The sequence below is a fragment of the Enterococcus sp. DIV1059_2 genome (assembly GCF_051713685.1).
Taxonomy (GTDB): Bacteria; Bacillota; Bacilli; order Lactobacillales; family Enterococcaceae; genus Enterococcus_D; species Enterococcus_D casseliflavus.
The window spans coordinates 1,853,505-1,878,871 of the sequence record NZ_JBIOQK010000001.1 but is presented as its reverse complement, the minus strand read 5'-3'; the positions used below and the strand labels follow the sequence as shown (position 1 = coordinate 1,878,871).

Genomic DNA, 25,367 nt, shown 5'->3' with positions numbered 1-25,367 from the left:
ACTATTTTCTGCAAAGATGTTTTTCAGATGGTCTAAACGTTTTGTTAACTGTTTACTATGGTACCGCTCATAAATTTAGAATAAGCGAAAAGCTTGTCTAAAAAAATAGAGAAAGTCGATGAAAAATACGAAAAAACAGACTTTCTTTGTTTTTGGATTTTTCCCCGTCCCCCTTTAACTAATGTTTTATCTTGTCGTTGTAGAACATGATCTTCCATGCCTATTCAGCTTGGGGTGGTTAATCATATGTACAGGAAATAAGCCCACACTCATCAGAGCATGGGCTTAGTGAGATCATTGTCAATTCTAAATCTTCAATTGAAATCTGGCTTTTATCAATTCAGATTTCAATTGCTGAATAATGGTGACAATTTCTTATTATTCTTCAATTACATATACTTCTCAACTTCATCAATTTCTTTTTGTAGTGCTTTTTCATCGTACTTTTCATACTTACCGGCTTCGTGTGCGATCTTTTTGATTTCATGAATCGCTTTTTTCTCAACGATCCATTTCTTCATACTATGTTTTTTGGCGTCTGCATCTAGTGTGTCTAATTCCGCTAAATTCTCATCTAACTTATCAAGAACCTCTGCAATCTTTACCAATGCTTTTGCTTCCTTTTCTTCATAGTTTGTCATAGATATCACTCCTTAAGTATTTGATATATTTATCTTACTGCTGTAATTAAATATTTTCAAATTAAATGTACTGTTTATCACAAAGTTTTATCTTATTCTCACTGAAGAAATAGAAAACATTAGATTCTTGCAATATCCTATTCATTTTACATTTATTTTTATCCTTAAAGATGTATCAAAAGAGAAATATCGATTATATAAAAAATGAATTAGTGAAACATCGAACATTCGGTGTATCGTTTGCAATAAAATCATTTAGTTTTGTTACTTTCTTATGGTTGCAGCAAGATTTTCCCGACACTTTTTCCAGATTCTAGATAATCATGGGCAGCTTTTCCGTCAGCTAATGAAAAAATGGTTGGTTGACTGATTTTCATTTGATCCTTGCTAAAGTAGCCAAACAATCGGGTGCTTCTTCTCTCCCGCTCTTGAAAACTTGTCAAGTAATCCCACAGATCTCCTGTCAAAATACTTTTTGATTTAGACAGCAAGGGAATAAAGTCGATCGCTGGCGGATTTCCGCCGGCCATGCCAAAAAAGACAACCTTCCCTCTATTTTTGAGCAAGTCGACACTTTCGGCTAATGTATGCCCAATGCCATCATAAACGGTATCAAAGAAAGAAGTGTAGGTATCTTGCCATTTTGTATTTCTTAAAAAGACTTGTTTTGCGCCTTGGTCTAAAGCCAGTTGTCGCTTTTCTTCCGTAGAAGTGACGCCATACACTTCTAGACCATCTGCGGTTAATAATTGCGATAAAATTTGTCCGACACCACCACTTATCCCATGGACGAAGACCTTACTACGATTCACATTATTGCCAAGATCATGAGCTAAAAAATCAGCTGTCAACCCTTGCAGACCAATACTGGCTGCTAATTTAGGTGGTATACCTGATGGAATACGGATGGCATTTTCCTCAGGAACAGCCACCAATTCTGCATTAGCAAAAGGAACATCCACAAAAAGAATCGTTTCCCCTAGCTGAAACTTGGAGACAGATGTTCCTTTTTGAATAATCCTCCCTACCCCTTCATAGCCATTAATAAGAGGGTCTCGGGATTCAATATGATAGCTACCCTTTCTCCGATAAATATCTGCATAATTCAACCCAATATACATCATCTCTACCAATAGCTCATTTTCATGAATGATGGGATCAGGCAGATCCCCATATGTTAAAACAGTTGAATCACCGAATTCATTAAAATGCAACGCCTTCATGCGCAAATCATCTCCGATCTTCAATCTATCAAAAGCCACGCATCAATCGATTGAAACTATCTACTAAACAACCAGTGTATGTCCCTTCGGTCATTTTAGATTTTCCTTTTATTCAAAAAAATCACCTTCTCTCGAAGGTACTTTCATTTTATTCCTCCTGTTGATATCCGTCAAAACAGATTATTTCTTCGGTTCGTCTAATACATTTAAAAATGAATAATGGTTATTTATATTATACGAATAAAAAATTTTAGATTTCCTCTCTCGAATAATCACTCTAAGATAATATTATGATAAACGAATTTATTTCGATAGATTTTTAACTTTATTAAATACATAAACCTATTTTTCACTTCACTTTATGTATTGGAGCCATATTTAAAGATATAATATAATTCATTTTATCACGTTTTGTGATTTTTTTGTTTTTATCTATGCAATCACATTTAGTGATAGTAATATAATATTTAAAGGAGTTATTTTTATGCAGACTGTAGGTGAGCGATTAGCTATTTTAAGAGAAAAAAGAAATCTTTCCCAGCCACAATTAGCAAAAGAGCTTAATGTAGCAACTAGCACTATAGGAATGTGGGAGATAGGAAAACGTGGACTTAAAGACGATGTAATACGACAATTGTCAAATTATTTTAATGTTTCTACTGATTATATTTTAAATGGGCACCAATCTAATTTTTCTGAACCAGACAATCAAGTGTCTTTTTTAACCAATAATATTACATCATCTATTGATGATCTGTCACAAGCCCAATTGATAGAAATATTAAATTATATTGAATTTGTTAAAAGGCGAGATTCAAGAAAATAAATTCTTATTAATACCTGGTACATGAAACGGGAAGAGAAAGTATCGAATTTCTGCGTTATTTATCTTCATTTGCATACCTAAATTAAAGTGAATAAATGTTTTTCTTTTTGATATGAATTGTACGTTTTTAAACAAACCGATCATCACTTTTTTACATTATTCAATATGTTCAAATAAGACAATGATCAACTAGTAGTTAATAAAGACTTCTTTCGAGTACTTTTCGTTATTGAATGATCGAATGATTTAAAATTGCTGATAATTTCTTTGTAATCTGTATATTTATAAACTAATGAAGATGCCCGGGTACTTGCTCTTCAATTAGTTAGAAACGTTTTCGAGCAGTAAAATGAAAACAACTACACTCTCCTATTAAATCTTATAGGATTGTAGCAGTTTTGAATTATTATTTTTTGGAGGGTTTAATTTGGAAATCGAAAAATTTAGAGATGATTTAAAAAATCTAGGTAAAAGAGTAACAAGTTTGAAAGACAATATTGCTACGGAAGAAGCTACAAAAACATCTCTTATTATGCCATTTTTTGCCGGTTTAGGTTATGATTTGTTCAACCCTACTGAGTTTGTTCCTGAATTCACAGCAGATGTCGGTATAAAAAAAGGAGAGAAAGTTGACTATGCAATAGTTCTAGATGGCAAACCAATGATTCTTGTTGAAGCTAAGTCTATTAATGAGCCACTAACTAAGCATGATTCACAACTTTTTAGATATTTTGGTACTACTGAATCAAAATTTGGCATTCTCACAAATGGAAAAGAGTATAAATTTTTTACAGACTTAGATGAGCCTAATAAAATGGACTTAACTCCTTTTTTAACAGTAGATATTACAAAAATTAAAGATTCCCAGTTCCCTGAATTAGCTAAATTCCATAAAGATAATTTTGATGTTGATAAAATTATCAGTAGTGCTTCTGAACTAAAATATTTGAACAACTTAAAAAGCTATTTAAACAAAGAATGGGAAAGTCCGAGTGATGGCTTCGTCAAATACCTTTTAGGAGAAATATATGATGGAATGAAAACCAAGCAAACAATTGACAAATTTCAACCTGTTATAAAAAAAGGGCTTAATCAATATATACAAGAAAAAGTGAACGATAAGTTAAATGCAGCATTAAAAACTTCTGCTTCTCCAGATGAGGTAATAGTTGAAGAAAATGATGAAGAAGTGATAATAAAAGATGGTGGAGATATTGTTACTACACCTGAAGAATTAGAATCTTACACAATAGTGAAAATTGTTTTAAAAGATCTTATCTCTTTGGATAGGCTTTTTTATAGAGATAACAAAAGTTACTTTAATATACTGCTGGATGATAACATCAGAAAATGGATTTTACGTGTGAGAATCGGTCAAAATTCGAGTAAAATCGAACTTAATAATGAAGAAAAAACCATTCATGATATAAAGTCACCCATTGATATATATAACTTTTCTAACGAGATTATTGAGGTTACAAAAAAATTTTTATAGAAGACTGTCATCGTTCCTGTAAAAAAAATTTAAAGAAAATGTCTAGCCAATTTTCGGCTAGACATTTTTCTTTATTTCTTCGGTTCGTCCTCATCCATCTTCAGAACTGCCATGAAGGCTTCTTGCGGTACTTCGACGGAGCCGATTTGTTTCATCCGCTTCTTCCCTTCTTTTTGTTTCTCTAGGAGTTTGCGTTTTCGAGAAACGTCACCGCCGTAACATTTCGCCAATACGTTTTTACGCAAGGCTTTGATGTCGGAACGCGCAACGATTTTTTGTCCGATGGCTGCTTGGATCGGTACTTCAAATTGTTGTCGTGGGATCAGTTTTTTCAGTTTTTCAACGATGGCTTTACCGCGTTCATAAGCAAAGTCACGGTGAACGATAAAGCTTAACGCATCGACTTTTTCAGTATTCAGCAAGATGTCCATCTTCACTAGCTTGCTAGTTCGGTAACCAGACATTTCATAATCCAGTGATGCGTACCCTTTGGTGCTGGATTTCAATTTATCAAAGAAATCAAAGACGATTTCCGATAGTGGGATCTCATAAACGACGTTCACTCGATAATCATCCAAGTAATCCATCGTGACAAAGTCTCCCCGTTTGCGCTGGGACAATTCCATTACAGCACCGACGTAATCATTAGGCACCATGATTTGTGCTTTGACGTAAGGCTCTTGCACGTTGTCGATCGTGACTGGTTCAGGAAATTCTGCTGGGTTATCAACGACGACCATTGAGCCATCTGTCTTGTTGACGTGATAGATTACGGAGGGTGCAGTCGTAATCAACTCAAGGTTAAATTCACGTTCTAGCCGTTCTTGCACGACATCCATGTGTAATAGGCCTAAGAAGCCGCAACGGAAACCAAATCCTAATGCTTGAGAGGTTTCTGGTTCAAATTGCAATGCTGCATCATTCAATTGTAATTTTTCCAATGCTTCTCGGAGGTCGTTGTAGCGTGAAGTATCGATTGGGTACAATCCGCAATAAACCATCGGATTCATTTGACGATAACCGGCTAAGGCTTCTTCTGCTGGATTGTTGGCTAACGTCACCGTATCCCCGACTTGCGTATCTTTAACGGTCTTGATGGCAGCAGTGATATACCCAACATCGCCCACCATCAACGCATCTCGTTGAATGGCTTTTGGTGAAAAGACACCAACTTCCGTAACATCAAAGGTCTTGCCATTGCTCATCATTTTGATTTTATCTCCAGGTTTGACCATCCCGTCCATGATGCGGACGTTTAAGACCACCCCACGATAGGAATCGTACACGGAGTCAAAGATCAACGCTTTTAGCGGTGATTCAATATCACCTGCGGGAGCTGGGACATACTCAACGATTTGTTCCAAAATGTCTTCGATCCCAATACCTGCTTTGGCACTTGCTAAAACAGCTTCACTGGCATCGATACCGATCACATCTTCGATCTCTGTTCGTACTCGCTCAGGATCGGCAGCTGGCAAGTCTATTTTATTAATGACTGGTAGGATCTCTAAATCATTGTCTAACGCCAAGTAGACGTTTGCCAATGTCTGTGCTTCGATCCCTTGAGCTGCATCAACGACGAGCACGGCGCCTTCACAAGCAGCCAAACTGCGGGAAACTTCATAGGTGAAATCGACGTGCCCTGGGGTGTCGATCAAATGGAAGATGTAGGTTTCGCCGTCTTTGGCAGTATAGTTAAGTTCCACGGCATTTAATTTGATTGTGATTCCTCGTTCACGTTCAAGATCCATGGAGTCTAATAGTTGGTTTTGCATTTCTCGTGACGTCACCGTATGGGTTTGTTCCAAAATACGGTCCGCCAGTGTTGATTTCCCATGGTCGATATGGGCGATAATGGAGAAATTACGAATCTTCTCCTGTCGTTTTTTCATTTCTTCTATGTTCATGGATACGTTCCTCATTTCTTTTAGTCAGCTTTTCTATTATACCAACGAAACGCCAATAGATAAAGTATTTTTCTTAACCGTTATTTAGACATATTCATTCAGGTTTTGCTATACTAGAGCTAGCAAATAAATTGGAGTTGAAAGAATGGACAATAATTTTCATCAAAATCTACATATTCGAGCGGTGGAAGAAAAAGACGTTGATCAGTTCAACGAACTGTTAAGCTATGTTTTTCAGATCACTGAATCGGATATTGAAGAAAGCGGCTATGAGAGCAAACGGGAAATGATCAAATCTAAGCGCCCGATCTTAGAGCTTTCCAAGGTCTTTGGCTGGTTCAATGAAGACAAGTTGATCTCGCAAATCGCCGTTTATCCTTGTGAAGTCAATATACACGGCAAATTGATCAAAATGGGCGGAGTGACCGGTGTTGGGACCTACCCTGAGTATGCCGGGCATGGCCTGATGAAAGACTTGATCAAGCTTGCCTTAGAAACGATGCGGGAAGATCAGCAATGGATCTCCTACCTTTACCCTTATAATGTGCCCTACTATCGTCGCAAAGGCTGGGAGATTATGTCCGACAAGCTGACCTTTAAAATTCGTGATACCCAGCTTCCGAAAACCAAAGAAGTCCCTGGGATCGTAGAGCGCAAAGAAGTGGATGACCCTGATGTCTTTACTGTCTACAACCAATTCTCCCGCGACAATCATGGTGCCTTGCAGCGGACCTCTTTTCACTGGGAAGAGTATTGGCGCTATGAAAATGAAGAAGAGCGCACCGCGGCTGTTTATTACAATGCCAGTGGTCATCCGACTGGTGTACTTTTTTATTGGGTAGCCGAAGAAGTCTTCCATGTAAAGGAAATGTTCTACTTGAATCAAGAAGCCCGCAATGGTCTTTGGAATTTTATCTCTGCTCATTTCTCAATGGTTTATTGGGTCAAAGGAGACATTTATTCAAATGAACCCCTGTCCTTCTACTTGGATGACAGCCAAATCAAAGAAACCATCGAGCCTTATTACATGGCGCGGATCGTCGATGTTGAACAGTTTTTGAAAAACTTCCCATTTGAAGCCTTCCAAACACCCTTTCACTTTGTTGTTTCCGACCCAGTTGCCGATTGGAACAACGGGATCTTCGGTGTCCAATACAATCACGGGGAAATCGTGGTTTCAAGAGAAGCCATCGGAAAAGCGGTCCAGCTGGATATTCAGACATTGTCTTGTCTATTGATGAATTACCGCCGCCCAGCTTACTTAGAGCGTGTGGAGCGGCTAAATACCGATTCAGAAACACTGGCATTACTGGAATCGATCATCCCTGATATGGAAGCCTATTTCAGCGATTATTTCTAAACAACGAATCAACAAAATGTACAACTATGAATGATTAAGGAGTGTTTTTGAATGAAACTATATTTTGCTGCTCCCCTGTTTGCTGCTAGTGACCTGCGCTACAACGCCGAACTTGTTGCGTCGATTCGTCAGCAGTATCCGCAGCTGGAGATTTATTTACCTCAAGAAAATGCCGCGATCAATGATAAATCCGCCTATGCGGATAGCAAAATGATCGCTTTGGCAGATACCGAAAAAGTGCTGGAAAGTGATTTAATGATCGCATTGCTGGATGGTTTGACCATCGATGCTGGGGTTGCCTCTGAGATCGGTGTCGCTTATGCTAAAGGCATTCCTGTTTTAGGGCTTTATACGGATAGTCGCCAACAAGGTGCCGACAATCAGCAAAAGCTGGCAGCATTACAAACCGTTGCGGAAAATCAGTTCCACTATGTCAATCTTTATACGGTGGGTTTGATCAAGCTAAACGGGGAAATTTACTCCTCTGAAGCAGCCCTTTTAGCTGGCTTAGCCGACTATCTTTCGGAGGACAACTAAATGGGGCAAAATTATCAGCGACTGCAAAAGGTATTCACTATTTTTGGTATTCTCGTGTTTTGTTTTTCTTTGTGGGAATTTTTCCGTGGGGTCTATCCGCAAACACAAGGATTGATTTTCCTCGCCCAAGCCTTGCTTGGGATTTTATTGATCTTCGTCCCAGAAATGAGTAAAAAGTTCTTGAAAATCCAGCTACCAAACGCCACCGTCTACTTTTATTGGTTTTTCTTGCTGATCTCTGTATTTATGGGGACGATCTTACATTTGATCGAAACCATTGCTTTCTGGGATAAAATTCTGCATGCGGTAAGTCCAATGGTCTTGACGGCTGTCGGCTATGGATTGATCTGTCTACTACTGAAAGAAGTCAAAGTTTCAAACGTCTCTCCCTGGTTATTCTTATTGATGGGCTTTGCTTTTGCTGGCTTGTGTGGTATCTTCTGGGAGTTTTGGGAGTTTATCTGCGATTCTGTTGGTGGAATGAACCTCCAACGTTATGCAACCTTAGATGGCACCCCGTTTATCGGTCGCGAAGCATTGATGGATACGATGGGTGATTTACTGACCAACACGATTGGTGCTGCCTTAATGGGCGTGATCGCGTATGTGCAAGGTCGAGGCAAACCTGATTACTTTGAAAGTTATCGGATTAAAAAATTATCATAAACGACCTTTAAAAGCTTGTTGAAACCAGCGTTTTTCAACAAGCTTTTTTCTTTTGTTCTTTTATTCATAAAGAAAAATTTATAAAAATACTTAAATAACACATCTTATTTTTATAGATTCGCTGTCTATCAAGGTTTGACCTTTCTTACACTTCCCTATAAAACGATTACAACCACAAAAAAATTCCCTCGTTTAATCATTTTTATTTCCCCAAAAAACCATGGTCTGTTATAATTACATTATTCATTTGACGTTGCGTCAGTAAAGGAGAGGCTTATGGTTCTAACAGTGTTTTTTATTTTATGCTGCTTGATTTTTTCATCGATCACCTATGCGTTCTCTAAAGATGCTCGAAAATTTGTCCAACCTTTATCAATCAAAATTATTTTTATTGCATCAGCTATTATTGCGGTTTGGACAATGTTCTTTTCAATGGTTGCATTTGTCGCTTGGGTCATCTAAAAAACATTCTTGTCAGTTGCGATCGTTTTCGCTGCACTGGCAAGAATGTTTTTTCTTTTGATTAAAATAGTTTGATTTGATTCAATGGCCAAAAGCGCAGCAGCACTTTCCCTTCCATTTGATCTTCCGTTACAACCCCGAAACTGCGACTGTCTCTAGAGATCAAACGATTGTCTCCCATCACAAAATAGCTGCCTTCAGGCACCGTTACTGAGAAATCTTCCGTAAACTGTTCCGCACCAGCGGCGATTTGCTGAAACATTTCGCGATAAGAATATTCGTCTTGTAATTGATCGTCTGCAAATTTCTCTTTAAACTCATCTAAATAGGGTTCTTCGTATACTTCTCCATTGATCGTTAGGACATCATCTTTCATCTCGATGGTATCACCGGGTAAACCAATCAACCGCTTGACAGCGATTTTACTTGGATCATCTGGTTCAACACATATCACGATGTCTTGTCGGTCATAGGAGGAGATTTTTGATGCAATCAAACGCTGTTTATCTGCCAACGTTGGGTCCATAGAATGGCCACTGACTTGAACTGGGGTCAGGACAAACAGACGGATGAGAACCACGGCGACGATAAAGAAAAGCAGTAACCAATTTTCTTTGAGGATTTTTACCATAGCTGCTCTTTCGCTCCTTTACTGCATCTTTTGTCATCGGCGAAAGCTTGTTCTGCCATTTTGACAAAAGATATCTTCCTCAATCTTACGTGGAATTTTTGCTTTGAGCAAGAGAAATCATCGATTTTAAAAAATTTATGATATTTCTCGTTGAGAAAAGAATCGTTTATGTTCGATCACGACTCAAGAAAGCAAACACATCTTTTCGACGTAGACTCCCTATCAGTTGGTGATTTTCTTCGATCACCAACGTCTCATGACTCGCAAATAAAGTATACAACTCATTTAATGGCGTAGATGCTGCAATTTTCGGGTCAGCTTGATTGATGTCATTGCTGAAAAAGTTCATCCGTATCAAATCTCCTGCTGTGACCAGTTTCGCTTCATCTTCCCCGGTTTCTTCAAAGAAGCTTTTCACAAAAGCGGTTTTTGGTTGTGAAACAATGACTTCTGGTGTATCGCATTGAACGATCTTCCCTTGATTCATCACAGCGATGCGCGTCCCTAATTTTACCGCTTCTTTCATGTTATGCGTGACAAAAATAATCGTTGTCCCAAGCTCTTGGTGCAGATCGAGGACTAGCTCCTGTAAGGAATTACGAGAAATTGGATCAAGGGCACTAAAGGGTTCGTCCATCAGAATGATTTCGGGATTGGCAGCTAATGCGCGCAAGATCCCGATCCGTTGCTGTTCTCCACCAGACAATTCTTTCGGCATTCGATGACGGTACTGCTCTGGGTCAAGTTTGACCTGTGTCAGCAAACGATCCACGGCTTCTGAGCGATCTTTTTTTGACCACCCTAACATCTCTGGGATCACTTCGATATTTTGTTTGACATCCATCGTCGGAAACAGAGCGATCTGTTGGAGAACATACCCCATTTGCCAACGCATCTTTTGAATATTGTATTCTTTGATGCGTTTTTCTTTGAAGTAAATATCACCATCTGTCGGTTCTGACAACGCGTTGATCATCTTCAAAGTCGTCGTTTTCCCACTCCCAGAAGGACCGACCAAAACAAAGATTTCTCCTTTATTGATACTCAGATCTAATTGATCGATCACTAGTTTTTGATCAAACTTTTTACTGACGTTTTTAAATTCAATAATTGGTGTCATTCTTGTCCCTCCTTAATTAATCCTTCGTCTATCAGGAAGGTACGTGCGACTTCTGCTGGATTTTTTCCTTCGACATTGACCTGATAATTCATTTCACTCATTTGTTCTTCGGTGATTTTCCCTGCCAACTTTTCCAATGCACGGACGACTTCTGGATGTTCCTCGGCAAAGGCTTCTTTCATCAAAGGCGCTCCTTGATAAGGTGGAAATAGTTCCTGATCGTCTTCTAGAATAACTAAGCCATATTGACGCAATTCACTGTCCGTGGAATAGGCATCCAGTAGATTGATATCACCATTATTGATGGCTTGGTAACGCAATGCTGGTTCCATACTTTGGACACTTGGAAAATCTAGCCCATAAAGTTCTTGGATCCCCGCATATCCGTCCGTCCGATCAATGAATTCGAGAGTGAAGCCAGCTTTGATTTGATTTTCGATTTTCTTCAAATCAGAGATCGTGGTTAGTCCATTTTCCTCAGCAAATTCTTTTTTGACAGCCAACGCATAGGTATTTTGATACGCCATCGGCTGAAGCAAGGTCATCTCAAACTGATCCTTCAATAGATTGACTGCTTCGGTATAGGTTTCGTCGGAGTCAAGGTTTTGACTCGCAAGCTCTTCTGGTACCTCAACTAAGCTCTCCAACACGGTACCAGTAAACTCTGGATATATATCAACTTGACCATTGTCCAATGCGCTGAATAAGAAAGAGGTTTTTCCAAAATTTGGCTCTAGTTCAACTTGGGCATCAGGGTCTTCTTGTTCAATCAATTCTTTGTACATGTTGATCAAGATATCAGGTTCAGACCCTAGTTTCCCTGCGATCGTAATGGTTTTGGGAGCAAAAAATCCGCTTTGTGAGAAGGAAACCCCACCAATCAGCAAGATGATTGCTGCCAACGTGATCAAGGTATAGCGCGGTTTTAAATGTTGCAGGTAACGGATCAGGGTACTGAAAACAATCGCCAACAAGGCAGACCCGATCGCACCAATCAACGTTAACTCAGGCGCATTTCGATCGATCCCTAACAAAATAAAGGAACCTAACCCGCCAGCGCCAATCAAAGCGGCTAAGGTCGCTGTTCCGATGATCAAGACCAGCGCCGTGCGAATCCCAGAAATTATGACAGGCAAAGCAATCGGCAACTCGACTTTGATCAATCGGCGCATCCGAGACATACCAAATGCCGCAGCAGCTTCTTCGATTGATGGATCGATCTCCGAAAGGCCAATATAGGTATTTTGAAAGATCGGCAATAACGCATAAATAACTAATGCGATCAATGCAGGTGGCGTTCCGATCCCCACGAATGGGATCAATAAACCTAACAGTGCCAGTGATGGAATCGTCTGTAACACACTCGTTATTTGTAGGCCGACTTCCGCTGCTCGTTTATGATTAACCAGCCAAATAGCTAAAGGAACAGCAATAACGATCGCCACGAGCAGCGCAATGATCGACAATGACAAATGTTCAAAGACAGCTGTCAGCAATTCCCCTTTTCGCTCATTCAACGTTTCAAAAAAAGTATTCATCTTTTCATTCCTCTCCTACTCCATAAGAACAGTATAATCGAAGTGCGAATTTCCTCCAAACAACAAGCAAGGGGAACTTTTTTGTCATATGTTGAGAGACAAAAAAAGATGGCTGCCAATGAAATGGCAACCATCTTTTTGCATTTATCCATTTGTTCTCTTTTTATTATTCGGTCATTGGCGTATTTTCAAAAACCAGCTGATCGTTCAATAGTTCGATCGTGACTTGGGTCTTTGGTAAGACTCTGCCAGCAACAATTTCTTTTGCCAATGGGGTTTCGACTTCTCTTGTGATAAACCGACGGAGAGGTCGCGCACCATACGCTGGCTCATAAGCATTTTCAGCGATCCAGCGTTTGGCTTCTTCAGTGATCGTCAACAGTATATCTTGGACTTCCAGTCGTTGTGAAAGCTGTGCGATGATCTTGTCGACGATGCCTGTCACATCGCTTAGACTAAGCGGTGTGAATAAAATCGTATCGTCGATTCGATTTAAGAATTCTGGTTTGAAATGGCCTCTCAAGAGATTACGGACAGTTTCTGCGACAGTTTCTGGGATCGTCCCTTCTGCGGTCACGCCATCTAGCAAGACTTGAGAGCCGATGTTGCTAGTCATGATCAAGACGGTATTTTTGAAATCAACGACGCGTCCTTTTGAGTCTGTCAAACGGCCATCATCAAGCACTTGCAATAAGATATTGAAGACATCTGGATGGGCTTTTTCGATCTCATCCAATAAGACGATCGTGTATGGATTGCGTCGAACGGCTTCGGTCAATTGTCCGCCTTCTTCAAATCCAACATAGCCTGGAGGGGCACCGACCAAACGAGACACCGAATGTTTTTCCATGTATTCGCTCATATCGATCCGAACCATATGCTCTTCAGAGTCAAAGAGGTTGACCGCTAGCGCTTTCGCTAATTCGGTCTTACCAACACCGGTCGGTCCTAAGAACAAGAAGGAACCTAATGGTCGATTTGGATCTTGCAGACCAGCTCGGGAACGAATGACTGCGTCACTGACGGCATCGACTGCCTCGTCTTGTCCAATCACTCGTTGATGCAAGGTCTCATTTAATTTCAACAGTTTTTCTCGTTCGCCCTCCACTAATTTCGCAACAGGGATTCCTGTCAAGCGGCCCACGACTAAGGCGATCTCATTTTCTGTCACTGACTCTTGAACCATCCGAATGCCTTCGTCTTGGTTTTTTTCTTCCAATTCAGCGAGTTCTTTTTCCAGTTGGGGAATCGTCCCATGACGAAGAACAGCTGCCCGTTCCAAATCATAGTTATTTTCAGCATCTTCCAACTCATGCTTGGCTTTATCGATCTCTGCCCGTTTATTGGAAACTGCATTGACTTCTTCTTTTTCCGTTTCCCACTGCATTTTCATGGTATTGACTTCTTCACGCAATTCCGCCAATTCTTCTTGTAAAATGCCTAAACGTTTTTTCGATGCATCATCAGATTCTTTTTTCAGTGCGGCTTCCTCGATCTCCAGTTGCATCAAACGTCGAGTGACCTGATCGAGCTCGGTAGGCATCGAATTCATTTCCACCCGAATCGTGGCACTTGCTTCGTCGATCAAATCGATGGCTTTGTCTGGTAAAAAGCGGTCCGTGATATACCGATCAGATAAGGTTGCAGCAGCAACAAGCGCATTGTCATGGATATTGACGCCATGATGGATCTCGAACCGTTCTTTCAAGCCACGTAAAATCGAAATCGTATCTTGAACGGTTGGTTCCTGTACCAGCACTTTTTGGAAACGACGTTCCAAGGCTTTGTCCTTTTCCATGTATTGACGGTATTCATCAAGGGTGGTTGCGCCAATCGTATGCAATTCTCCCCGTGCCAGCATTGGTTTTAGTAAGTTTCCAGCATCCATGCTGCCTTCCGTCTTACCAGCACCTACAATATTGTGGATCTCATCAATAAAGAGAATGATCCGTCCATCGGCTTTTTTCACTTCTTGTAAGACGGCTTTCAAACGCTCTTCAAATTCACCTCGGAACTTGGCACCTGCGATCAAGGCACCCATATCCAGAGAAAAGATCGTTTTGTCTTTTAGGTTTTCTGGGACGTCTTTTCGCACGATCCGTTGAGCCAATCCTTCAACAATGGCTGTTTTACCAACCCCCGGTTCACCAATCAAAACGGGATTGTTTTTTGTTTTCCGAGAAAGGATGCGAATCACGTCGCGAATTTCTTCGTCTCGTCCAATAATGGGGTCCATTTTTCCGCTGCGGACTTGTTGGACCAAGTCAACGCCGTATTTTTCTAATGCTTTATATTGTTCTTCTTGATTTTGTGAGGTCACACGATCCCCTCCTCTTAATGTTTCGATCGTTTGCTTGATTTCTTTCGCGGTGATTCCTTGTTTCTTTAAATACACCGTCAATGGATGATTTTTCAATTTCATCAACGCATAAAGGACGATTTCTGTGGAAAGATACTCGTCTTGAAATTCATTTTTTAATTGATCTGCCTCAGACAAAAGATGAAACAGATTTTGACTCATGGATTGACCATAACGAACATTTCCTCCTTCAACCGAAGGCAGTTCATCTAGTAGCTGGTCGACTTCCTTTTCAAATGCATCGACATCAAGGCCTGTATCCGTATAAAAATTGCGGCCGAATTGATTGGCTTGCAATAAAATCTTCCATAAATGCGGAATATCGATTTCTTGGTGGTGACGCGTCATGGCAATCTGCTGTGCTTCCGCGATGGCACTCTGTAATGTAGTCGTCATTTTTTCTGGGTTCATACTTTTCCCTCCCAAAATGGTAGTCAGAAAAATTAGTACACTGCAAGCAGCATCCTTTTTTCTACTCTTCTATTATACAATATTGGTCAGTAATGGTCAAAAGATTTCCCTCGAAGATCAAGATTTTTTTCAGTATTCTTTCATGAAAATTGACAGATAGGAAGCCGCAATGGTATGCTAGGTCCTGATTGGTCAGGAACAATCGATTTTCCTGATCCTTTTGATCGCTCTTTGGCGATAGTTATTCAGTAAGATTATCTACTTAGCTGTAACGTCTACTGTTTACAGCTTTTTTATATGGAGGAAACGATGTTAACATTAACGAATATTAGCCAACAATTTGGCGACAAATTGCTTTACGAAGATGTTTCCGTTCAAATCAACCGTGGGGAAAAAGTCGGGTTGATTGGACGGAACGGCGCTGGCAAAAGTACTTTAATCAAAATCATTACAGGAGAAATTCTCCCAGACGATGGCTTTGTTCAATTTCCGAAAAATTTGAAAATGGGCTATTTGGATCAATACGTCAATGTTGATGAAACGCAATCGATCCGTGATTTTTTGCGCTCTGCCTTTGCAGAAGACTTCGAAAAAGAACAACAGATCGCAGATCTTTATACTGCTTATGGCGAAAGTCTTGACGATAAGCTTTTAGAAAAAGCCGGCGAATTGCAAAATCAATTGGATCAAGGAAATTTCTACCAAATGGATACATTGATCGATGATTTAGCAGAAGGATTAGGTATTTCGGTTCTCGGCATGGATACCCCCCTTGCTTCCTTAAGTGGTGGTCAACGCTCAAAATTGATCTTAGCAAAAATGCTGCTAGAAAAACCCGACATGCTGATTTTAGATGAACCGACCAACCACTTAGATGATGAGCATATCAAATGGCTGGTTGAGTTTTTACAGGACTTTACTGGTACCTACTTAGTCGTTTCTCATGATCGTCAATTTTTGAATGAAATCACGACCCATATCATTGATATCGAATTTGGCAAGCTTTCTAAGTATACGGGGAATTTAGACAAAGCATTAAAGCTAAAAACGCTGCAAAATGAAAGTTATATGAAGCAATACGAAGCACAACAAGAGCATATCAAGAAAACCGAAAGCTATATCCGTAAATACAAAGCTGGTTCTCGTTCAACAATGGCAAAGAGTCGTGAAAAACAATTGGCAAAAATAGAACGTTTGACCCCACCCCAAGATGTCCCTAAACCGCATCTAGGATTTGATTTGGCACCGATCGTTACGACCTTGGCATTAGAGACGACCAATCTAGTGATCGGTTATGACCAAAAGCCTTTACTATCGCCAATCAACCTAACGATCCGCTATGGCGAAAAAATTGCGATTCGGGGATTTAATGGGATCGGTAAATCGACGTTGATCAAAACAATACTTGGTGTGATCCCTGCAATTGAAGGAACCGTTTCTTACCCACAGCATACAAAGTTTAATTACTTTTCTCAAGATCTTGACTGGGAGTATCCATTACAGACGCCTCTGCAATACCTCGAGGATCTTTTCCCAAAGGCAACCAACAAAGAATTGCGACGACAACTTTCTCGTGCGGGATTACCTAGCCAGCTTGCTCAAGAGGAATTGAAATTATTAAGTGGTGGCGAGCAGACAAAAGTGAAGTTAGCTGAAATGATGTTGATCAAAAGCAACTTTTTGATTCTTGATGAACCGACCAACCATATCGATCAAGACACGAAAAACAATTTGGAAGAAACCCTGGCAGCTTTTCCCGGAACCGTTCTAATCGTTTCCCATGAAGCTGAATTCTATGAATCCTTTGTTGATCGGATCATTGATTTGAAAGACTAAAAAAAACGCTTATCCTCTACTCGAAGATAAGCGTTTTTTTAACTTTCCACTTTTTCTTTTCTAAGCTCTGTCAGCTCTTGGCTAATGTCTTTGCGCTTTTCTTTCATTACATATGCAAAGCCAATAATGAAGGGCCAAATGAATGTCGCTAAGCGATACAGCAGCATAGAAGATGCTGCATCGACTGTGCCGACTAATGGACCAAAAAGCAGCATATAAATAAATTCAAAGGAACCGATCCCTGCCGGTGTTGGAATCACCCCGGACAAGACGACGGCAAAGCTGATGAAGGATAACGTCAACAAGAAATCGATCTCTGGGTGCTGCACGACAAGAATCACATAAGGGATCACGTACCAAGGCAGCATCTTCAAAAGATTCCAAAGGTAGATGCGTAAGAAAGCGGTCCGGTCGGTAATGATTGCATTGACCGTTTCTCGCAAAGAATAGATCTGGGTGTTACATTTGTCAACGATCCCTCTTAACGCTGCACTTTTGAATAGCTTATTGCTGACGATCACAAAAAAGACTTGAATGTTGATACTGACAGAAAGTGCCAATAAAGCGGCAATGATCAAAAAGACGAGTACGATCCCCGCCAATATCACCCAAATCATATTCGGCGCATTGTCATAGAATAACGAGAATTGAATGATCAACCCAGCGATCGCATAAGTCAATATGGCAAACTTATACATCACCATGTGTAAGGTGGTGACCCCAACCCCTTGTGACAACTGCAAACCATTTTTACGATAAAAATTCACCTCTGAGATCAAGGTGCCCGCGCCAAACGTCACGATCCGATAAAACCCACTGTAACAGACGGTTAGAAACCCCGCCTTGGTGGTGAATTCCGGTTGAAAAGTCACTGCGATCTCTTTAACTGTTCGTCCTTCAATCACTAGGTACAATGTGCCAAGCCCCATAACCAGTAAGACGACGAGAAAGCTGGTCTCTCTTAGCCCCGCTAAAATTTCCATCATCGAGTTACGGACAAAAAAATACATCACACCCAGAATGCCTACTAGTAAAAGTAAATTAAGGGCGAACTTCACTTTAGTTTTCATATTAACTCCTTGCTTGTTAAACCGAATTTATGCAAAAAAGACCATCAGCAGGATAGCAAAAACGGTGCCGAAAGCAAAAAAGAAATAAAACTTCTTCTTTCTTGTTTTGTGGCGAAACACGCGTTGCGCGATCAAACCGCCTAATCCGCCGCCAATCGCCCCCATAAAAAGGAGATTTGCTTCGGGAACCCGCCAACCTTGTTTTACTGCCTGATATTTATCATAACCCATCAGACAGAAAAGATAAAGATTGACTGCAATTAAATAAAACCACAATGGATTGTAAATCAGTGCATCCATCCATTTCCTCCATATGATTGATCGTAGGGACCATTATTTTGATTCTTGTGCTTCCTCAGGTACCAACATCGTCAACCCGTGCTTGATGACTTTCATCTCGATTGGCAGATCATCCGTTGGATCGCCGTCGGTCCGAGTATGAACCGTTTTTTCTTTCGCTTTGATCGAGACCTTTGCGGCAGTGAAGTATTCAACACTTGGTACTTTGGCAATTCTACCCCGAATAATTCTTGGCAAATACAAAATAAACCGTAAAATATTCAATTTTGGCAAAAGAATAACATGGAACAAGCCATCGTCAGGTTTTGCTTCTTCATCAAAGTTCTTAAACCCACCTGCTGAATTCGACATAACGATCGTCAGTAATTGACTTTTCCCCTGCCATTTCCGTTCGTCAGCAATGATTTCCAATTTGTATTGTTTCTTTTTGATCAACAGATGAATGAACCGTTTCATAAACGCCAACGGACCGTACTGTTGTTTTTCTTCTTGGGAAGTTGCGGCGGCGGTATCTGCTAAAAGACCAATGGTCATCGTCGAGATCATTACTTGATCATTGACCATCCCATAATCGATCGGACGTTCAACCCCTGTTAAAATATTCTCAAACGCTTCTTCTGGCTTGACTGGTATACCCAACATTCGAGCGAAGTTATTTACCGTTCCTCCAGGAATGATCCCGATCTTCAGTTCATCCAGCTTTTCTTTGAAGGTTTGCAGCCCATGATGGATCGTGCCATCTCCACCAATAATAACAATCGTATCGACCGCATGTTTCTTGGCTGCCTCTTTAACATCCTCAGGGTCAACATCGGGATTTGATGCTTGTAAAAACACTTGATGCTCATCGCCTTGTTCGTTCACATAGGCTTGGAATTTTTCTGCTGTTTCTTTTGCTTCACTTTTCCCCGCTGTATCGTTGTATAATACGAGAATTTTCATCCTATTCACATCCTAATAAAAGGCCGGGCCTTACGCAAGACCTGCGTGAAGAGTTCCCAGCCCTAAAGTTATTCTTTTCTTTCAATGAAGAAGCTGCTGCTATGCTTGCGCATTCAGTTCGGCGATTTTCACGATCACATCGGTCGCTTTCATCATTGATTGTAGTGAGACGAACTCATAACGTCCATGCATATTTTCTCCACCAGCAAAGATATTCGGGGTTGGAATCCCTAGATAGGAGATTTTCGAGCCATCCGTACCACCACGGACAGGTTCTGTCATCGGTGTGATTCCAACTGCTTTCATCGCATCTTTCGCTAAATCAATGATGCTCATATCTTTTTCGATGATTTCTTTCATGTTGTAGTATTGATCGTATAGATGAACGTGCACTCGTGGTTCATCAAAGCGGGCATTTAAGCTTTCTTGAACCGCTAATAATTGTGCTTTTCTTTCTTCGAAACGACTCCGGTCATGATCTCGAATAATGTATGCCATTTTCGCTTCTTCTACTGAACCACTAAGGCTCATCAAATGGAAGAACCCTTCTGTCCCTTCGGTTTTCTCAGGAACTTCATCAGCAGGTAGCGCATTTTGAAAATCGACTGCTAGTTGCAAGGCGTTGATCATGGTGTCTTTAGCTGTTCCAGGGTGGACATTTTTTCCTTGAATCGTAATTTCAGCTTGCGCCGCATTGAAGGTTTCGTATTGCAATTCTCCTACTGGACCGCCATCCATTGTATAGGCAAAATCAACATTGAAATCTTCAACATCGAATTTATCGGCACCAACACCAATTTCTTCATCAGGGCCAAAAGCGACTTTGATTTCCCCATGCTTGATCGTTGGGTTTTTCAGTAAAATTTCCATGGCTGTCATGATTTCTGCAATACCTGACTTATCATCAGAACCTAATAAAGTGGTACCATCGGTAGTGATCAAGGTTTCGCCAGCATAATTTTTTAAATTCGGAAAATCTTTTGTGTTTAATGTGTATTTTCCTTCTTTATCTAATTTAATGGTCGATTCGCCATCGTAATTTTCGATGATCTGTGGATCAACATTTTCTGCATTAAAATCGGCGGTATCCATATGGGCGATAAAACCGATGGAGCGCACGTCATGATCGACGTTACTTGGTAATGTTGCGATCACGAAACCATTGGATTCATTGTAATGAACATCGCTTAATCCTAATTCTTCAAGTTCTTTTTGCAGTTCTTTAGCAAACGCGACCTGTGTTTGGGTGGAAGGGGTTGTCGTGCTTGTTGCATCCGAGCGAGTTTCTGTTTTGACATATTTTAAAAAGCGAGGCAATAAATTTTCGTACATAAAAGATTCTCCTATCTATAGTCAAATGGATTTGTTGAAGTGGTGGAAGGAACAAAGGTCACAGCCCAGTTCTCTTCTGCTTTCCACTGATTGAATTTCTCAATAAACCGAGGAATACATTCCTTTTCGATGTTGTGCCCTGGATCGATCCCGATCAACCCATTGGCTTGCATGTCATGGGCGAAATGGTAACTGATATCGCCAGTGATGTACACATCCGCTTGATGGCGTAAGGCATCGGAATAAAACGATTGACCACTGCCGCCACAAATGGCGATTCGCTGAATTTTTTCAGGTGCATTAGGAAAACTGACAATACGTAAAGCAGTCAAACCAAACCGCTCTTTGACACGTGCGACAAACTGATCAATGGAAAGAGGCTCAGCGAGGTTGCCAACCCGTCCGATTCCATAGGTCTTCGGCAAATTGTCTAAGGCATACAGATCATAAGCTGGCTCTTCGTAAGGATGAGCAGCGATCATTGCCGAAAGGACCTTTTTCTCGATCGTTTCTGGAAAAATGACTTCGATTTTCGCTTCTTGCACCTGTTCTTCTTTTCCGATCTCACCGATGGCAGGATGCGCCGCTTGCTGTGGTGTAAAGCGACCGGTGCCAATCAATGAATAGCTGGTGTTTTGGTAATTGCCTTGCTGACCAGCACCAGCTTTTCCTAATGCCTTTCGCAATGCTGGTGCCGATTCAACAGGTGTAAATACAGCTAGTTTCTTCATTTTTACTTGATGGGTTTGCTTCAAGTACGTATCTGGTTCAACTTCTAGCAGTTCACAAAACCAATCGTTCAAACCGTCTTCAATAATATCCATATTGGTGTGGGCGGCGTAAACGGCGATATCATGCTTGACGAGATCCATCAACATCTTTTGTTGCGGATCATCGGTCAGCAAGCGGTTCAAAGGGCGAAAGATCGGTGGATGTTTCGCGATGATCAAGTCGATCTTTTTCTCGATGGCTTCGGTTACCACTTCTGGACGTACATCAAGGGTCATCATGACTCGCTCGAGGGGTTTGTTTAATGTACCAACATGCAGACCAACAGGATCGCCTTCTTCTGCCAACCATAACGGGCAGTATGCTTCAAAGCGTTTGATAAATTCTTGACCAGAAATCATGCCAGTACCTCCTTGATCCATTCGATTTGTTCTTTCAATTCATTCATTTTCTCAGCAGGTGGTTCTTTGGCTTTCTCTAACTCTTTGACCACTCGTTGACGCTGCTTCAATTCATGCTGCCATTTTTTATAAAAAACTGGATTTTTTTCTTTTAATAAAAAGGGACCAAAAAATAATTGCTGGGTCGTGTACGTCGCTTTTCCAGTTTCCGCAACGATGATTTCATAATTTTTGTCATTTTCTTCTAACAGCACTTCATGAGTGATCGTAAAATTGTGATCAACGAGCCATTCCCGCAAGGTCCTTTCGCCAACATTCGGTTGTAAGACCAAACGTTTGACCCCCGCTAAGCGATTTTTTCTGCTGCCTTCTTCTAAAATAGAGCGAATCAAAGTTCCCCCCATTCCAGCAACAACAACCGTGTCGATCTTATCTGCTGGCTGAATAGCGTCCAATCCGTCTGCTAAGCGCACCACGATCTTCTCTGTTAGCCCGTTTTTACGTACTTGTTTACTGGCAGAATCATAAGGTCCTTGAACGACTTCTCCAGCTACAGCATAAGTGATTTTGTTCTGCAGCATCAATGCCACAGGTAAATAAGCATGGTCGGAGCCGATGTCGGCGATACGTGCTTGGTCGGGAATTTGTTCGCCCACGCAAGCCAAACGATCCGATAATGCATGTTCGTTCATATTGTCACTCCTTCTTTCGTAGTATAACACGCTTTCCATAAATAGAAAAAAATGTGCGTCTTGACTGTGGTGCCATTGCCAAGGCGCACATTGCATTAATCGTTCACTAATTCAACCTTTTGAATCGAGTTACCGGGAATTTGCGGTGGGATCGACATCGTCATGATCGGGACGCCTTGCAGCGACACTTGGACTTTGTCTCCTTCAACTAACTCCTCGATCTCTCCTGAATAGGCCTCGATAGGGACATGGAGAATGACCCCATCATTTTGAAAACTTTGGACGACTTGATCCTCATCTTCAACTGCCGCTACGTCTTTCAAAAATAATTGAAAGGTATCATCTGAACCTGCTCGGGCATCTTCTTGAATAATACCAGTAAAAACCGTCGCTGTTTCGCTCTCTGAAGAACTATTGGCAACGGAACTAGCATTCTCACTTGATTCAGAAGGCGTGTTATCGCCACTTGATGCATTGTTGTTTTCGGGACTGCCACAAGCCGTTAACAGCAGCACTGCTGCTAAGGACAAGCCTAGAATCACTTGTTTTTTCATCATCTTCTTCCTCCAATAATGGTTTTTTAGGCATCATTTCGTCGATTTTTGCCCGTCATTTGGATCTCTTGTGTCAAGTAACGAATACGTTCCATAATACGTTTGGCTTTCAATGGTTCCGATTCGCCGCGTTGCGTTACTGAAAGATGCTGCTCCAACTCATGCATAGTAAAATTCGAGGTAAAGAACGTCGGGAGTTGCTCTTGCATTCGGTATTGTAGAATCACACCGAAGACTTCGTCACGAATCCAACTGCTCATCGCATCCGCACCGATATCGTCCATCATTAAGATTGGGGCTTTTTTCACTGCATTCAGCTTATCCCCCACCTGATCTTTGCCGATTGCTTGTTTCATCTCTACTGCAAATGTCGGGAAGTGAACCAATGTCGTCGTGTAGCCTGCCTCCGCTAAATCTCTGGCGATCGCGCCAAGCAGATAGGTTTTTCCGATCCCAAAACTCCCCACAAAGTAAAGTCCTTTATGAAACTCCTGTGGATTGGCTGTCAACTCACTAATAAAATCAACGGCAGCTGCGATGGCCTCCATTCGGCCAGGCGTTTGCTGATAATCTGCAAAACTTGCTTCTTGTATATCTTTAGGCATATCCATCGCTTTGATGCGGCTGCGGATCTCTTCTTGTTTCTGATATGCCAGTAGTTCTTTCGTTGGTACATAGGTGACGTCAATAAAATGAAAATTTAACGCTAAGCGCGGCTCATAGCCCGGTGCGATCATGGATGGATCATTGATGCGGAATTTCCGCTTTTCTTGGACGAACTCATATAGTTTCGCATAGCTTTTTTGAATATCTGCTTCGGTCAATACCTCTTCATTTTCGGCAATAAACGCTTTGACATCAGGATCTTGTAAAACCTCTGCCATCATTGCTGAAAACTGATCACGGTAATTGCGTTTATCCAATAGTTTTCCTAAGTTTTTCCCTACATCTTCCATTACTTGTCACCAGCTTTCTTATGCAAGTAGTTTTGCAGTTTTTTATCTAATTCTGCTTGTCGCTCTGGCGTTAAGGCTGTCTCTTCCACTGGTTTTTCAGCCCAAGAAGGCAGCTTTTCTTCGCGAATGATTTTTTTGCCGCTGGTTTGTGGTCGGCTGCGTTTTTCCTTGGCACTTCGAACAAGGCTCCGAACATGTTTGATGGCATCTTCTGCCGTACCAATTTTTAATTCTGACCACTGGGCGGCGATATTGTTCACATAATTCCCTGACAAAGCGGCATTGTTTTGGACCACCAAGACATAATGAACCAGAACATTGATCACACTATTTGGCAATGGTGACCGTTCGACAAGGCTCTTGATCAGCCATTGTTCTGAATCCGTCATGAAACTGTTTTTCTCCGCTTTGATCGCCTTGAGAAAAGCGATCGGTGCATTGTTCTCACTTTCTTGAATCAATAAGACATCATTTTCTGAAAAACCATTCTGTTTTAAGGTATTGAAGCGACGCAACTGACTTTCCGCTTGGGGATCTTCTCTTTTTGATGTTTTCGTGAATGTTTGTCGTGATTTCTTCATGATGGCTTGTTCCAGCTTCTTCTGGTCGACCTCGCCTGTTGTCAAAGAAACATTGTCCGCCATCAAATCCAACAATTCCAACACATCATAGCCATATAAAGAATGGTATAGAACTAACTTTTGTCGAAAACTTGGTGTGAAATTAGCGGCACGGATATACCGACGCTGCGCTTCATATAAAAGAAAGTCCCAATCCAACTGCTTTTCATCAAGCACCAAGTTCGCATTGGTTTCTTGAAAGGAATCACTGACTGCCTGTAACGTTTCTTCATGTGAAGCAAAACGTGCGGTATTTAACCCATAGGCGGCTGAGAAGGATTGGGTCACTTCCTGATAATCGGTCAAGGAACACTGCTTTGGTTGATACAGCTTGACCAGCTGATCAAATTTACGCTCCCCGACTCTTTCCAACAACAGATAGGCATACAATTCATCTTGAAAAAACGCTGCTGGATGGACCGGTTCTTGCAACCAATACAGATACGAGCTCCCGTTTTGAGCATCTGCTTTCTCATAAGACTTTAGCAAGCCGATGCCCTCTAAGTTTTGCTTGGCTTTTATGAAGCGAGGCATTCCCGCATTCATGGCATTCAAGATATCTAGATGCACGGTCGTCATCGACTCCTCGCCAGAAAAGCTTTGGGCTTGGACATCACTTGCGAGTGTCAAATACAACGCTAAAGCATCACTTTCAATAATTGGTTGATACAAATAAATGAGGGCGTCTTTCCCTTCCGTTGTAAGTGGACGGCTTTTGAACACTTTGTACGATTGATTCGGTAAACTATTGCCCACTTG

At 41.1% G+C, this 25,367-nt stretch carries 23 protein-coding genes; 7 read left to right on the top strand and 16 right to left on the bottom strand.

Features of this window, described 5'->3' with window-relative positions:
* Window positions 1-389 precede the first annotated feature (389 nt).
* Together IGI72_RS08695 and IGI72_RS08690 are read right to left on the bottom strand one after the other, a co-directional pair.
* Window positions 390-641, bottom strand: a complete 252-nt coding sequence (locus IGI72_RS08695; RefSeq protein WP_015509648.1) for a hypothetical protein — start codon at window positions 639-641, stop codon at window positions 390-392.
* Between the two features lie 272 nt (window positions 642-913).
* The gene (locus IGI72_RS08690) at window positions 914-1,864 is read right to left on the bottom strand and encodes a zinc-binding dehydrogenase (RefSeq protein WP_428214400.1); all 951 of its coding nucleotides are present in this window, start codon (window positions 1,862-1,864) and stop codon (window positions 914-916) included.
* Between the two features lie 484 nt (window positions 1,865-2,348).
* On the opposite strand from IGI72_RS08690, the gene IGI72_RS08685 reads away from it, so the two are divergent.
* Both IGI72_RS08685 and IGI72_RS08680 read left to right on the top strand, forming a co-directional pair.
* Complete coding sequence (locus tag IGI72_RS08685; RefSeq protein ID WP_438753854.1) at window positions 2,349-2,690, top strand: helix-turn-helix domain-containing protein; 342 nt, start codon at window positions 2,349-2,351, stop codon at window positions 2,688-2,690.
* Window positions 2,691-3,117: 427 nt separating this feature from the next.
* The gene (locus IGI72_RS08680; RefSeq protein WP_428214401.1) at window positions 3,118-4,185 is read left to right on the top strand and encodes a type I restriction endonuclease; all 1,068 of its coding nucleotides are present in this window, start codon (window positions 3,118-3,120) and stop codon (window positions 4,183-4,185) included.
* Between the two features lie 71 nt (window positions 4,186-4,256).
* Here the strand turns inward: IGI72_RS08680 and lepA are convergent, their stop codons facing one another.
* Window positions 4,257-6,092, bottom strand: a complete 1,836-nt coding sequence (gene lepA, locus IGI72_RS08675; RefSeq protein ID WP_428214402.1) for a translation elongation factor 4 — start codon at window positions 6,090-6,092, stop codon at window positions 4,257-4,259.
* A 145-nt stretch (window positions 6,093-6,237) separates the two neighbouring features.
* Between lepA and IGI72_RS08670 the strand changes: the two genes are divergently transcribed.
* From IGI72_RS08670 to IGI72_RS08655, 4 genes are all read left to right on the top strand, one after another.
* Entirely contained in the window at window positions 6,238-7,452 is a 1,215-nt protein-coding gene (locus IGI72_RS08670) for a GNAT family N-acetyltransferase (RefSeq protein ID WP_005226022.1), read from the top strand.
* 51 nt (window positions 7,453-7,503) lie between these two features.
* Window positions 7,504-7,989, top strand: coding sequence for a nucleoside 2-deoxyribosyltransferase (locus IGI72_RS08665; RefSeq protein ID WP_010748216.1), 486 nt, complete (start codon window positions 7,504-7,506; stop codon window positions 7,987-7,989).
* A complete protein-coding gene (locus tag IGI72_RS08660; protein WP_005226020.1) occupies window positions 7,990-8,655 on the top strand; it encodes a hypothetical protein in 666 nt (221 codons plus the stop codon). It abuts the gene before it with no gap.
* Window positions 8,656-8,931: 276 nt separating this feature from the next.
* Entirely contained in the window at window positions 8,932-9,117 is a 186-nt protein-coding gene (locus IGI72_RS08655) for a hypothetical protein (protein WP_005226019.1), read from the top strand.
* 61 nt (window positions 9,118-9,178) lie between these two features.
* Here the strand turns inward: IGI72_RS08655 and lepB are convergent, their stop codons facing one another.
* The 4 genes from lepB to clpB all read right to left on the bottom strand — a co-directional run bounded on the left by lepB (window position 9,179) and on the right by clpB (window position 15,176).
* Entirely contained in the window at window positions 9,179-9,748 is a 570-nt protein-coding gene (gene lepB / locus IGI72_RS08650) for a signal peptidase I (protein ID WP_081117043.1), read from the bottom strand.
* A gap of 166 nt (window positions 9,749-9,914) precedes the next feature.
* On the bottom strand, window positions 9,915-10,868 hold the full coding sequence (locus IGI72_RS08645; protein ID WP_005226017.1) for an ABC transporter ATP-binding protein: 954 nt from the start codon (window positions 10,866-10,868) through the stop codon (window positions 9,915-9,917).
* Window positions 10,865-12,406, bottom strand: coding sequence for an ABC transporter permease/substrate-binding protein (locus tag IGI72_RS08640; RefSeq protein ID WP_005226016.1), 1,542 nt, complete (start codon window positions 12,404-12,406; stop codon window positions 10,865-10,867). Before IGI72_RS08640 ends, IGI72_RS08645 begins: the two co-directional genes overlap by 4 nt.
* 166 nt (window positions 12,407-12,572) lie before the next feature.
* Window positions 12,573-15,176: an ATP-dependent chaperone ClpB gene (clpB, locus tag IGI72_RS08635; RefSeq protein ID WP_005226015.1), complete on the bottom strand. Its 2,604-nt coding sequence runs from the start codon at window positions 15,174-15,176 to the stop codon at window positions 12,573-12,575.
* Window positions 15,177-15,485: 309 nt separating this feature from the next.
* On the opposite strand from clpB, the gene IGI72_RS08630 reads away from it, so the two are divergent.
* Complete coding sequence (locus IGI72_RS08630) at window positions 15,486-17,012, top strand: ABC-F family ATP-binding cassette domain-containing protein (RefSeq protein ID WP_010748209.1); 1,527 nt, start codon at window positions 15,486-15,488, stop codon at window positions 17,010-17,012.
* 38 nt (window positions 17,013-17,050) lie between these two features.
* Here the strand turns inward: IGI72_RS08630 and IGI72_RS08625 are convergent, their stop codons facing one another.
* The 9 genes from IGI72_RS08625 to IGI72_RS08585 form a co-directional block, all read right to left on the bottom strand.
* Window positions 17,051-18,082: a lysylphosphatidylglycerol synthase transmembrane domain-containing protein gene (locus IGI72_RS08625; protein ID WP_074535939.1), complete on the bottom strand. Its 1,032-nt coding sequence runs from the start codon at window positions 18,080-18,082 to the stop codon at window positions 17,051-17,053.
* 27 nt (window positions 18,083-18,109) lie between these two features.
* Window positions 18,110-18,382, bottom strand: a complete 273-nt coding sequence (locus IGI72_RS08620) for a DUF1294 domain-containing protein (RefSeq protein WP_010748207.1) — start codon at window positions 18,380-18,382, stop codon at window positions 18,110-18,112.
* Between the two features lie 33 nt (window positions 18,383-18,415).
* Window positions 18,416-19,324 (bottom strand): diacylglycerol/lipid kinase family protein, encoded by a 909-nt coding sequence (locus tag IGI72_RS08615; protein WP_087627431.1) that lies wholly within the window; start codon window positions 19,322-19,324, stop codon window positions 18,416-18,418.
* 99 nt (window positions 19,325-19,423) lie between these two features.
* Window positions 19,424-20,656, bottom strand: a complete 1,233-nt coding sequence (gene pepT / locus IGI72_RS08610) for a peptidase T (RefSeq protein ID WP_005226010.1) — start codon at window positions 20,654-20,656, stop codon at window positions 19,424-19,426.
* 11 nt (window positions 20,657-20,667) lie between these two features.
* Window positions 20,668-21,786, bottom strand: a complete 1,119-nt coding sequence (locus IGI72_RS08605; RefSeq protein WP_428214403.1) for a Nif3-like dinuclear metal center hexameric protein — start codon at window positions 21,784-21,786, stop codon at window positions 20,668-20,670.
* Window positions 21,783-22,478, bottom strand: coding sequence for a tRNA (adenine(22)-N(1))-methyltransferase (locus IGI72_RS08600; RefSeq protein WP_086295301.1), 696 nt, complete (start codon window positions 22,476-22,478; stop codon window positions 21,783-21,785). The genes IGI72_RS08605 and IGI72_RS08600 overlap by 4 nt, the downstream gene beginning before the upstream one ends.
* 95 nt (window positions 22,479-22,573) lie before the next feature.
* Window positions 22,574-23,035, bottom strand: coding sequence for a hypothetical protein (locus IGI72_RS08595; RefSeq protein ID WP_010748202.1), 462 nt, complete (start codon window positions 23,033-23,035; stop codon window positions 22,574-22,576).
* A 23-nt stretch (window positions 23,036-23,058) separates the two neighbouring features.
* Window positions 23,059-23,988, bottom strand: a complete 930-nt coding sequence (gene dnaI, locus IGI72_RS08590; RefSeq protein WP_005226006.1) for a primosomal protein DnaI — start codon at window positions 23,986-23,988, stop codon at window positions 23,059-23,061.
* Entirely contained in the window at window positions 23,988-25,364 is a 1,377-nt protein-coding gene (locus tag IGI72_RS08585) for a replication initiation and membrane attachment family protein (protein ID WP_010748201.1), read from the bottom strand. Before IGI72_RS08585 ends, dnaI begins: the two co-directional genes overlap by 1 nt.
* Window positions 25,365-25,367: the final 3 nt, after the last annotated feature.